The sequence below is a fragment of the Brevirhabdus sp. genome, assembly GCF_052826345.1.
Map to the genome: position 1 here is coordinate 1 of NZ_JBRBUA010000101.1, position 10,459 is coordinate 10,459.

The window sequence follows — 10,459 nt, forward strand, 5'->3', positions numbered from 1 at the left end:
CGATCTTGGTCACGCCGTCCTTGGTGTCTTCGTAGACCAGCACGCGCAGCGGCAGCAGCACGCCCGCGCGGCGGTCGTCCAGCATCGCCTGCGTGCCCAGCTTGGGGTTGCCGAAAATCAGAAGCTGCGTGGTCGGCAGCTGCATGTCGACGGAGGCGGCGTTCTGGGCGTGATCGACCCGCGCGATGACCTTGGCGCCCGCGTCGGTCACCGCAGCTTCGAGCGCGTCCATCACGTCGACGGCCTTTGCCTTGCTCGTCATCTCGACAAAGCCGTCCTTGGCCATCGCGGGCGTCAGCGTCAGCACGGCGGCGACAGCAAGCGCCGTCAGTCGGTGGGGGGCTGCGAATTTCATCCATTTCTCCTTTTGGCTATGGCGCCCAACTGCCCAATCCCGGCTATGTTCCCGCTCCGTGCGGCGCCAAGACCCGCCGGACGGGGTGGAACTGGCCCGCCATCGCGATTAAAGACACCACAGACCCCAGGCTGCACAGGCAGATCCCCATGCTGAAGACACGCATCATTCCCTGCCTCGACGTCAAGGACGGCCGGGTGGTCAAGGGCGTCAACTTCGTCGATCTGATCGACGCGGGCGACCCGGTGCAGGCGGCGATTGCCTATGACGCGGCCGGCGCGGATGAGCTGTGTTTCCTCGACATCAACGCCACCCATGAAAACCGCGGCACGATGTACGATCTGGCGCGGCGCACGGCCGAGCATTGCTTCATGCCGCTGACGGTGGGCGGCGGCGTGCGCAGCGCCGAGGATGTGCGCAACCTGCTGTTGGCCGGGGCCGACAAGGTCAGCTTCAATTCCGCCGCGGTGGCCGACCCGGACGTCGTGGCCCGTGCCGCCAACCGGTTCGGCGCGCAATGCATCGTGGTGGCCATCGACGCCAAGACCGTGGCCCCCGGCAAATGGGAGATCTTCACCCACGGCGGCAGGCGCGGCACCGGCATCGACGCGATCGATTTCGCGCGCACGGTGGTGGCCAGGGGCGCGGGGGAAATCCTGCTGACCTCGATGGATCGCGACGGCACGCGCGCTGGCTTCAACCTGCCGCTGACGCGGGCGGTGGCCGATGCGGTGCCGGTGCCGGTGATCGCCTCGGGCGGGGTCGGCACGCTGGATCATCTGGTGGCGGGCGTGACGCAGGGGCACGCCTCGGCGGTGCTGGCGGCCTCGATCTTTCACTTCGGCGAATTTACCATCGCGCAGGCCAAACAGCACATGGCCGCCGCAGGATTGAAGGTCAGACCGACATGAGCCACCCCCTCGACCGACTGGCGCAGACCATCGACGCCCGCGCCGCCGCGCCATCCGACGATAGCTGGACCGCCCGCCTGCTGGCCCGCGGCACCGGGAAATGCGCCGAGAAATTCGGCGAAGAGGCGGTGGAGGCCATCATCGCCGCCGTGAAGGGCGACCGCGAAGAGCTGACGCGCGAGGCCGCGGATGTGCTGTACCACCTGCTGGTGATGCTGCGATCCGCAGAGGTGCCGCTGGCGGATGTGCTGGCAGAGCTGGACCGCCGGGCGGGCACCTCGGGCATTGCGGAAAAGGCCGGGCGAAACTGAGCGCGGGCCGGCCTTCGGCGAGGATATTTTCACGACAATGAGCGGCCGCAATGGGCGCCGCGGGCGGCGGGTCAGAAGGGCCGCGCGCTGCCGAAGAGGCGCGGAATCTCGATCTTGGGGCAGCGGTCCTGCACCACCCGGACGCCGCGCGCACGCGCAAGATCGGCGGCGGCATCATCGCGCACGCCGAGCTGCATCCAGATCGCCTTGAGATCGGGAAAGCGCGCCAGCGCGTCCTCGACAATCGGATAGACATGTTCGGACCGGCGGAAAATATCGAGCGCATCGACATCGCCGGGAATGGAAGCCAGGTCGGCATGGACCGGCTCGCCCAGCATCGTCTGGCCCGTCAGGCCCGGGTTGACCGGCACGATCCGATAGCCCTTGCCTTGCAGAAATTGCGACACGTAGTGACTGGGGCGCGACGGGTTGGCGGAAAACCCCACCACCGCAAAGCTGCGCACCTGCTGGAAAATCGCGCGCAGGGTGTCGTCATCGGTGCTGTCTGCCATCGGATGTCCTTTCCAAAGCTGGCACGGTGGCGCGGGGCGGGCGGCACGGCCAAGGCGAGCGCCCCCGTGCCCGCAAAAAAGCTGCCCGCACAAAAAAAGCGCCCGAACCATAAGGCCGGGCGCAGTATCGGAACGAGGGACAGTGAAGGGAAGCTTCGGGTTCCGTCCGAAGCCTCTGAATTATCATCTAGTGTGGTTTTCATGTCATTAAAGCCGAATCACCGATTCTTGATGTAAAAATTTTAATGACTTTCTAAATTTCAAGGACGCCGGGCCAGTTTTTATCCGCTCGTTCTATATTTGCAACCATGTCCTGCCGCCACAGCGAAAAGATGGCGGGCGAATTGGTCAGAAACAGCCGTCCTTCATAGACGTTCCAGGCCGAGGGGTCGGAAATGGTCGTGTAATTGCGCGAGACGGCATAGGCGCAATAGCCGCCGTACTGGGGCGCGTAGGCGTCCGGGTCCATCTCGAAGCGTTCGCGGTTGGCGAGAGTGGAAAAGCGCCACGTCACGCCGCCCCAGCGCGTGGCAAGCTCGGCCGTGCCGGGGGTCGCGCGGCCCTGCAGGTGGTAGGCGACCGCATCATATCCCGCGATCGCGATCCCGCCTTTTTCGCACCAGCGGCCCCGCGCGGCCCAAGCCGCCGCAGGCAGCGTCAGGCCGAGCGCCAGCACCCCGAGACCGCCCGACAGAACCTTTCGGCGCGGCAGGCGGGTCAGCCCCGTGCGGGTCTGCCCCGTGATCGTATCTTCGTGCATCTGGCGGACTCCTTTCCCCCCACCGAGAATGGCGATTGAACGGGCCTGGGGCCAGCCCCCTCCGCAAAAGGTGAACGATCCATGCGCGCCGCTCACGCCTTGGCGAGCAGAGGCCAGGGGTCAGTCGAAGAGATCTTCCAGCGCGTCGAAGATCTTGCCCGCCAGCCGCTTTTTCGTGAGCTTTTTGGGTTTGCCGTGTTTTTTCCTGTGCTTCTTGGTCGGCTTGACGGAGTGGCCCGCGCCGGACCATGCGGGGATGCCCAGGCCGCCCATGTCGCGGACCGTCGCGTCGACATCGCGGGCGCCCCGCGTCCGGGCGGGCGCGGCCCGCGCCGAGGACTGGCGCAGCTGCTTGAGGTTGTGGAGCGGCGCCCCGCAGGAGCCGCAGCTCAGCTCATGGCGCGTCGTGCCCTTCAGGACCAGCGCCGCGCGCGTGCCGCAATAGCAGCAGGTTGCAATCTTCGTATCCTGACCCATCGCAATCCTATTTGGGTTGCGCCGCGTAAAGCGCAAGAGCGGCCGCGTTCGAGACGTTGAGCGAGCCGAAACTGCCCGCCGCCCGGATGCGCACCAGCCGATCGCAGGTCAGCCGCGTCTTTTCCCGCAGGCCCGGCCCCTCGGCCCCGAGCACGAGCGCGACCGGACGGTCGGCCTGCGTCTTGAGCGCCTCCTCGACGGTCGCCTCCGCGAGGCCGTCCAGACCCAGCACGAGATAGCCCATCTCCTTGAGCGCCAGCATCGCCTGCGCCAGGTTGCGCACGCGCAGATAGGGCTGGCGTTCCAGCGCGCCCGACGCCGTCTTGGCCAGCGCTCCGGTCTCGGGGGCGGAATGGCGCGCGGGGGCGATCACCGCACGCGCGCCCAGAACCTCGGCGGAGCGCAGGATCGCGCCGACGTTATGCGGATCGCTGACGCGGTCGAGCAGGATCAGCCGGGGCGGCGTCTGGGCCGCCCCCGCATCCGGGCCGTCGCCCGTGCCGGGGCGCGGTCCGACAGCCACATCCTCGAGGCTGCCCCAGTTCAGCGGGCGCACCTCGAGCGCGGCGCCCTGGTGCACGCTCCCCGGGTCGAGGGGGGCGGGAAACTTGCGCGGGTCGGCGATCTCGGGCGGGACGGCGGCCGCGCCGATCACGTCCGACAGCTTGTCGGCCGCGTTGCGCGTCACGATCAGGCGCAGCTTTTCGCGCGCCGGGTTCGACAGCGCGTCGCGCACCGCGTGCAGGCCGAACAGCCAGACCGTTTCGCTTGCCTCGGCCTTTTTCGACCGTTCCTTGTCTACCACCCAGGTCGGTTTCTTCATCGCCTGTCATCCCTGTTGAACTGGGGGTCACACATGCGGCCTGCCGCGCGGCGAGACAAGGGATTTTCCTGTTGACGGGTCTGCGCGTCGTCGGTATCCACCCCCCACCTAGCGCGCCAGCGGCGCTGCTTGGGGCGACGGGCTGCAAGGTGCGGCAGCGGACTGTAACTCCGCCGGGGAGACCCACGCCTGGTTCGATTCCAGGGTCGCCCACCACCCCTCCTCTTCCTCAGGATCCGGTTTTCGGCGCCCGCTCGCGGACTCGGCGCCGCGCGGCAGGCCGCCGTCAGAGGGCGGAAGCGGCGCCGCGGAAACGCTTGCCCCGCTGCGGCAAGTGACGTATCGCTTTGAGGGCAAGGTGGGAGAATTCGCATCCCGAATGCCGAAGGAGCAACCGCCCCGGTAAACTCTCAGGCCACAGGACCACCCTGCACGAAAGCTCTGGAGAGAGGCGCGCGATGCGTCCGCCGAAGGGATAACGATCTCAGGCGAAAGGACAGAGGGGGCATCGAGGAAGGGGCACGACCCCTTTGCAACGATGCCGTGTCCTGCGGAGCCGGCGATGATGAGGGAGGCGACATGTCCCCGGAGCTGAAACGCACGGCGCTTTACGATCTGCACATTGAACTGGGCGGCAAGATGGTCCCCTTCGCGGGCTACGAAATGCCGGTGCAATACCCTATGGGCGTGATGCAGGAACATCTGCACACCCGCGCCAAGGCGGGGCTGTTCGACGTCAGCCATATGGGGCAGATCCTGATCACCCCGAGATCGGGGCGGATCGAGGATGCCGCCCGCGCGCTGGAACGTCTGGTGCCCGTCGACATACTGGGGCTGAAGGAGGGCCGCCAGCGCTATGCGCTGTTCACCGATCCGCAGGGCGGCATTCTGGACGATCTGATGGTGGCCCAGCGCGGCGACCATCTGTTTCTGGTGGTCAACGCCGCCTGCAAGGCCCAGGATCTGCGTCACCTGAAGGATCATCTTTCCGACAGTTGCGACATCACCGCCGTCGAGGACCGCGCCCTGCTCGCGCTGCAGGGCCCGCTGGCCGAAGCTGCGCTGGCGCGCCTGCTGCCCGATGCGGCCGGGCTGCGCTTCATGGATGTCGCGATCCTGCCCGGCGCGGGCGGCGAGGTCTGGGTGTCGCGCTCGGGCTATACCGGCGAGGACGGATATGAAATCTCCGTCGCGGCCAGGGCGGCGGAAAGGGTCGCGCGGGATCTGCTGGAGATGGAGGAGGTCGCGCCCATCGGTCTGGGCGCGCGCGACAGCCTGCGGCTGGAAGCCGGGCTGTGCCTTTACGGCACCGACATCGACCGCGCCACGACCCCCTCGCAGGCGGCGCTGAACTGGGCGGTGCAGAATGTGCGCCGCACGGGCGGCGCCCGCGCGGGCGGCTTTCCCGGCGCCGATGTCGTTTTGTCCGAAATCGACGGCGCGCCCGCGCGTCTGCGTGTGGGCCTGCGTCCCGAGGGGCGGGCACCGATGCGCGCAGGCACCCTCCTTTACGCGCGCGAGGACGCGGATCGGCCGATCGGCGCGGTGACCTCGGGCGCCTATGGCCCCTCGCTGGGGGCGCCGATGTCGATGGGATATGTCGCGCGCGATCACGCCGCGGCAGGCAACCGCCTATGGGCGGAACTGCGCGGCAAACGCTTGCCAGCGACAGTCAGCCGGTTACCCTTTCTGCCGGCCAATTACAAACGCTGAGCCCCCAGAACCCCTGCATCCGACTATCTGACAACAGGAAGTTTCCGATGATGAAATACACCGAAGAACACGAATGGCTGCGCGTCGAGGACGATCTGGTCGTCGTGGGAATCACCGAGCACGCCGCGACGCAACTGGGCGACGTGGTGTTCGTCGACCTGCCCGAGGTGGGCACCGAGGTCGTCAAGGATGACGAGGTCGTCGTTATCGAAAGCGTCAAGGCCGCCTCCGATATCCTGTCGCCGCTCGACGGCACCATCGTTGAAGTCAACGACGCGCTGACCGACACGCCGAGCCTCGTCAACGACGACGCCACCGGCGATGCGTGGTTCTTCAAGCTCAAGGTCGAGGACCTGAGCCCGATGGAGGAGATGATGGACGAGGCGGCCTACAGCAAATACGTCGGCTGATCCCCTGCCCCCGACCGAAGGCGCCTGCGGGAACATGCGCCTTCGGCGAGGATATTTTCCACCAGAAGAAGGAGGGGGCCGCGAGGCGGCCTCTTTCGGTTCAGGCCCCAACCCGGAAGAGATGTCATGCCTTTCACGCCGACAGATTACCTGCCCTATGATTTCGCCAACCGGCGCCACATCGGCCCCTCGCCTGCGGAGATGGCCGAGATGCTGGACGTTGTCGGCGCGGCCAGCCTGGACGATCTGATCGATCAGACGGTGCCGAAATCCATCCGTCAGAAAGCGCCGCTGGATTTCGGCAAGGCCAAGTCCGAGCGCGAGTTGCTGTGGCACATGCGCAATGTCTCGCGCCGCAACAAGGTGCTGGATTCGCTGATTGGCCAAGGCTACCACGGGACGGTGACGCCGCCCGCGATCCAGCGCAACATTCTGGAAAACCCCGCCTGGTACACCGCCTATACCCCCTATCAGCCGGAAATCAGCCAGGGTCGGCTGGAGGCGCTGCTGAACTTTCAGACGATGGTGTGCGATCTGACCGGGCTGGAGGTGGCCAACGCCTCGCTGCTGGACGAGGCGACGGCGGCGGCGGAGGCGATGACCATGGCCCAGCGCGGCGCCAGGTCGAAGGCGCGCGCCTTCTTCGTCGACGAGAACTGCCACCCGCAGAACATCGCCGTGATCCGCACCCGCGCGGAGCCGCTGGGCATCGAGGTGATCGTGGGCGCCGCCCACGAGATGGATGCGGGCGCGGTCTTCGGCGGGGTGTTCCAATATCCCGGCACCTACGGGCATCTTTCCGATTTCACCCCCCAAATGGAGGCGCTGCACGCGGCGCAGGCGATCGGCATCGTGATCGCCGATCCGCTTGCCCTGACCGTACTGAAGGAGCCCGCCGCGATGGGGGCCGACATCGCGGTGGGCTCGACCCAGCGCTTCGGCGTGCCGGTGGGGTATGGCGGGCCGCATGCGGCCTACATGGCCTGCCGCGACGGGCTGAAACGCTCGATGCCGGGGCGCATCGTCGGCGTGTCGGTCGACAGCCACGGCACGACCGCCTATCGGCTGAGCCTGCAAACGCGCGAGCAGCATATCCGCCGCGAGAAGGCGACATCCAACGTCTGCACCGCGCAGGCGCTGCTGGCGGTGATGGCATCCTTTTATGCCGTCTTTCACGGGCCGAAGGGGCTCAAGGCCATCGCGCAGCGCATCCACCGCAAGACGGTGCGACTGGCCAAGGGGCTGGAGGCGGGCGGTTTCGCCGTGGCGCCCGCGCATTTCTTCGACACCGTCACGGTCGAGGTGGGCAGCCGGCAGGGTGCGATCATGAAGGCGGCCGTGGCCGAAGGCATCAACCTGCGCCGCGTGGACGACGACCGCATCGGCATCACCCTGGATGAACGCACCCGCCCCGCGACGCTGCACGGGGTCTGGAAAGCCTTCGGCATCGAACGCGACGATGACGATCTGACGCCCGATTACCGCGTGCCCGAGGCCCTGCTGCGCCAGTCGGACTACCTGACGCATCCGGTCTTTCACATGAACCGGGCCGAGACGGAGATGATGCGCTACATGCGGCGGCTGGCCGATCGCGATCTGGCGCTGGACCGGGCGATGATCCCGCTGGGCAGCTGCACGATGAAGCTGAATTCGGCGGCCGAAATGATGCCGGTGAGCTGGGATGAATTCGCCATGATCCACCCCTTTGCCCCAGCCGATCAGGCGGAGGGATATCATGAGATGCTGGAGGATCTTTCCGCCAAGCTGTGCGAGATCACCGGCTATGACGCGATGTCGTTGCAGCCCAATTCCGGCGCGCAGGGCGAATATGCCGGCCTGCTGACCATCGCGGCCTATCACCGGGCGCGCGGCGACGATCAGCGCCGCGTCTGCCTGATCCCCACCTCGGCGCATGGCACCAACCCCGCCAGCGCGCAGATGTGCGGCATGAAGGTTGTGGTGGTCAAGGCGGCGGCCAACGGCGACATCGACGTCGAGGATTTCCGCACCAAGGCCGAGGCCGCGGGCGACAGTCTGGCCGCCTGCATGATCACCTACCCTTCCACCCACGGCGTGTTCGAGGAAACGGTGCGCGAGGTCTGCGACATCACCCATCAGCATGGCGGGCAGGTCTATCTGGACGGCGCCAACCTGAACGCGATGGTCGGTCTGGCCAAGCCCGGAGAGATCGGCAGCGACGTCAGCCACCTGAACCTGCACAAGACCTTCTGCATCCCGCATGGCGGCGGCGGTCCCGGCATGGGCCCGATCGGCGTCAAGGCGCATCTGGCCAAGCATCTGCCCGGCCATCCCGCCAATGGCGGCGCCGAGGGGCCGGTCAGCGGCGCGCCCTTCGGGTCGGCCTCGATCCTGCCGATCAGCTGGGCCTATGTGCTGATGATGGGCGGCAAGGGTCTGACGCAGGCCACCAAGGTCGCGATCCTCAACGCGAACTATATCGCCAAGCGGCTGGACGGCGCCTTCGACGTGCTGTTCAAGGGGCGCGGCGGGCGCGTGGCGCATGAGTGCATTCTCGATACCCGCCCCTATGCCGACAGCGCGCATGTCACCGTCGACGACATCGCCAAACGGCTGATCGACCACGGCTTTCACGCGCCGACGATGAGCTGGCCTGTGGCGGGCACGCTAATGGTGGAGCCGACCGAGAGCGAGACCAAGGCCGAGCTTGACCGGTTCTGCGACGCCATGCTGGAAATCCGCGACGAGATTGCCGCGATCGAGGCGGGCGACATGGACCCGCAGAACAACCCGCTGAAGAACGCGCCGCACACCACGCAGGATCTGGTCGCCGACTGGGATCGCCCCTATTCGCGCGAACAGGGCGTGTTTCCCAAGGGCGCCTTCCGGGTCGACAAATACTGGCCGCCGGTGGGCCGGGTCGACAACGTCTATGGCGACCGCAACCTGGTCTGCACCTGCCCCCCGCTGGCGGCCTATCAGGACGCGGCCGAATAGCCCCGCGCCATGTCGCCCGCCCCATGCTGTCGCGGCGATGCGACAGGGGGCGGTGTTTCCGCTCAGCGCATCGCGCGGCTGTTTCCAACCGGCCTTGCAAGGGATACTATCGCGGGCGACACCTTTCGGCCAGCGGGGCCGCTGGCGAAAGGTCACGCGTTCCGAAATGCACTGCTTCAGCAATAAGGAGACGTTATCGCATGACAGACAGATCCGACATGACGCCCCGCAGGCGCCGGTTCCTCATGCAGGGGGCGGCGCTTGGCGCTTCGCTCATCGCGATGCCCGCTGTATTGCGCGCCGAAGAAATCAGCGGCGGGCGAGCCAAGCGCAATGCCTCGGCGTTCCGCACATATGACTGGCGCCCCTATTTCAGCGACCTGCGCAACGGCGCGATCCTGGCCGACACGACCAACCGCGCGGTGTTCTTCTGGGCCGAGGACGGGACGACCACGCGCGTCTACCCCAGCAGCGTGCCCCTGTCGGAGGAGCTGACCCGCCTGGGCCGCACCCGAGTGATCAAGAAGGTCGTCGGCCCCAGCTGGCGCCCCACGCCCTCGATGCTCAAGCGCAATCCCGACTGGCCCACCTATTGGCCGCCGGGGCCGGACAATCCGCTGGGCACGCATGCGCTGTACCTCAGCTGGCAGTATTATCGCGTGCATGGCACCGGCGACACGCGCAAGATCGGGCGCAAGTCCTCGAATGGCTGCATCGGGCTGTATAACGAAGATATCGCCGAGCTGTTCAGCATGACCAAGGTCGGCACGCAGGTGCTGCTGATCTGAGGCACGTCATCGGGTCAGGGCCCAGGCCGGGTCAAGGAAGGGGCGAGGACGGGTCCTGCTGACTTCAAGGGCCGATCGGGCGCAAGGGCCGATCGGCGGCTACGAAACGCGCGGCAAAAGCGCGACGCAAGCACGGCGGAATTAGCTTCGTAAACGTGGCTGGGGTGTCGGACTATATGAAAAAAGCAAGCATCATGTGTGGGACAGAAACGCAAGAGTCCCAAAAGCAGCATATAAAACAATAGAGAATGGTGCGGGCGGTGGGACTCGAACCCACACGGGGCTACGCCCCAACAGATTTTAAGTCTGGTATGTCTACCATTCCATCACGCCCGCAGCACCCGGACGATCATTCCAGCACGCCCGCAGCACCCGGACGATAGGCAAGCGGACGGAAGATGAAAAGCCGGTTCTCGCGGCCAG

11 protein-coding genes, 2 tRNA genes and 2 riboswitches are annotated in these 10,459 nt (G+C 66.6%); of the genes, 7 read left to right on the forward strand and 6 right to left on the reverse strand.

Going from position 1 to position 10,459, the window contains the following annotated elements; translation table 11 throughout:
• The coding region (locus tag ACU0BR_RS12320; RefSeq protein WP_446157128.1) for a DUF302 domain-containing protein at nt 1-355 on the reverse strand (355 nt) is incomplete at its 3' end.
• A 149-nt stretch (nt 356-504) separates the two neighbouring features.
• On the opposite strand from ACU0BR_RS12320, the gene hisF reads away from it, so the two are divergent.
• Together hisF and ACU0BR_RS12330 are read left to right on the forward strand one after the other, a co-directional pair.
• Nucleotides 505-1,266: an imidazole glycerol phosphate synthase subunit HisF gene (hisF, locus tag ACU0BR_RS12325; protein WP_446157129.1), complete on the forward strand. Its 762-nt coding sequence runs from the start codon at nt 505-507 to the stop codon at nt 1,264-1,266.
• Nucleotides 1,263-1,577, forward strand: coding sequence for a phosphoribosyl-ATP diphosphatase (locus ACU0BR_RS12330; RefSeq protein WP_446157130.1), 315 nt, complete (start codon nt 1,263-1,265; stop codon nt 1,575-1,577). The genes hisF and ACU0BR_RS12330 overlap by 4 nt, the downstream gene beginning before the upstream one ends.
• 71 nt (nt 1,578-1,648) lie before the next feature.
• On the opposite strand, the gene ACU0BR_RS12335 is transcribed toward ACU0BR_RS12330, so the two are convergent.
• From ACU0BR_RS12335 to rlmB, 4 genes are all read right to left on the reverse strand, one after another.
• The gene (locus ACU0BR_RS12335; RefSeq protein WP_446157131.1) at nt 1,649-2,089 is read right to left on the reverse strand and encodes a CoA-binding protein; all 441 of its coding nucleotides are present in this window, start codon (nt 2,087-2,089) and stop codon (nt 1,649-1,651) included.
• A gap of 253 nt (nt 2,090-2,342) precedes the next feature.
• Entirely contained in the window at nt 2,343-2,849 is a 507-nt protein-coding gene (locus tag ACU0BR_RS12340; RefSeq protein ID WP_446157132.1) for a YHS domain-containing (seleno)protein, read from the reverse strand.
• A 120-nt stretch (nt 2,850-2,969) separates the two neighbouring features.
• On the reverse strand, nt 2,970-3,326 hold the full coding sequence (locus ACU0BR_RS12345; RefSeq protein WP_446157133.1) for a hypothetical protein: 357 nt from the start codon (nt 3,324-3,326) through the stop codon (nt 2,970-2,972).
• A gap of 7 nt (nt 3,327-3,333) precedes the next feature.
• Nucleotides 3,334-4,149 carry a 23S rRNA (guanosine(2251)-2'-O)-methyltransferase RlmB gene (rlmB, locus tag ACU0BR_RS12350; RefSeq protein ID WP_446157134.1) on the reverse strand — a complete coding sequence of 272 codons (816 nt, stop codon included), beginning with the start codon at nt 4,147-4,149 and terminating at the stop codon, nt 3,334-3,336.
• 132 nt (nt 4,150-4,281) lie between these two features.
• On the opposite strand from rlmB, the gene ACU0BR_RS12355 reads away from it, so the two are divergent.
• The 5 genes from ACU0BR_RS12355 (at nt 4,282) to ACU0BR_RS12375 (ending at nt 10,036) form a co-directional block, all read left to right on the forward strand.
• Nucleotides 4,282-4,365 (forward strand) — tRNA-Tyr (locus tag ACU0BR_RS12355).
• A 133-nt stretch (nt 4,366-4,498) separates the two neighbouring features.
• Nucleotides 4,499-4,585, forward strand: a riboswitch (glycine riboswitch).
• Nucleotides 4,586-4,588: 3 nt separating this feature from the next.
• A riboswitch (glycine riboswitch) is annotated at nt 4,589-4,651 on the forward strand.
• Between the two features lie 77 nt (nt 4,652-4,728).
• A complete protein-coding gene (gene gcvT / locus ACU0BR_RS12360) occupies nt 4,729-5,862 on the forward strand; it encodes a glycine cleavage system aminomethyltransferase GcvT (protein WP_446157135.1) in 1,134 nt (377 codons plus the stop codon).
• Nucleotides 5,863-5,912: 50 nt separating this feature from the next.
• Entirely contained in the window at nt 5,913-6,272 is a 360-nt protein-coding gene (gcvH, locus tag ACU0BR_RS12365; RefSeq protein ID WP_446157137.1) for a glycine cleavage system protein GcvH, read from the forward strand.
• 126 nt (nt 6,273-6,398) lie between these two features.
• Nucleotides 6,399-9,248: an aminomethyl-transferring glycine dehydrogenase gene (gcvP, locus tag ACU0BR_RS12370; RefSeq protein ID WP_446157136.1), complete on the forward strand. Its 2,850-nt coding sequence runs from the start codon at nt 6,399-6,401 to the stop codon at nt 9,246-9,248.
• Nucleotides 9,249-9,529: 281 nt separating this feature from the next.
• Nucleotides 9,530-10,036, forward strand: coding sequence for a L,D-transpeptidase (locus ACU0BR_RS12375; RefSeq protein ID WP_446157138.1), 507 nt, complete (start codon nt 9,530-9,532; stop codon nt 10,034-10,036).
• A gap of 249 nt (nt 10,037-10,285) precedes the next feature.
• Here the strand turns inward: ACU0BR_RS12375 and ACU0BR_RS12380 are convergent.
• Nucleotides 10,286-10,372 (reverse strand) — tRNA-Leu (locus tag ACU0BR_RS12380).
• Nucleotides 10,373-10,459 lie beyond the last annotated feature (87 nt).

Bases quoted from the DNA above. Each gene is read 5' to 3' on its own strand.
- gcvT (WP_446157135.1), top strand. From the start codon at position 4,729: ATGTCCCCGGAGCTGAAACGCACGGCGCTTTACGATCTGCACATTGAA.
- gcvP (WP_446157136.1), top strand. From the start codon at position 6,399: ATGCCTTTCACGCCGACAGATTACCTGCCCTATGATTTCGCCAACCGG.
- ACU0BR_RS12330 (WP_446157130.1), top strand. From the start codon at position 1,263: ATGAGCCACCCCCTCGACCGACTGGCGCAGACCATCGACGCCCGCGCC.
- gcvH (WP_446157137.1), top strand. From the start codon at position 5,913: ATGAAATACACCGAAGAACACGAATGGCTGCGCGTCGAGGACGATCTG.
- ACU0BR_RS12375 (WP_446157138.1), top strand. From the start codon at position 9,530: ATGCCCGCTGTATTGCGCGCCGAAGAAATCAGCGGCGGGCGAGCCAAG.
- hisF (WP_446157129.1), top strand. From the start codon at position 505: ATGCTGAAGACACGCATCATTCCCTGCCTCGACGTCAAGGACGGCCGG.
- ACU0BR_RS12345 (WP_446157133.1), bottom strand. From the start codon at position 3,326: ATGGGTCAGGATACGAAGATTGCAACCTGCTGCTATTGCGGCACGCGC.
- ACU0BR_RS12335 (WP_446157131.1), bottom strand. From the start codon at position 2,089: ATGGCAGACAGCACCGATGACGACACCCTGCGCGCGATTTTCCAGCAG.
- ACU0BR_RS12340 (WP_446157132.1), bottom strand. From the start codon at position 2,849: ATGCACGAAGATACGATCACGGGGCAGACCCGCACGGGGCTGACCCGC.
- rlmB (WP_446157134.1), bottom strand. From the start codon at position 4,149: ATGAAGAAACCGACCTGGGTGGTAGACAAGGAACGGTCGAAAAAGGCC.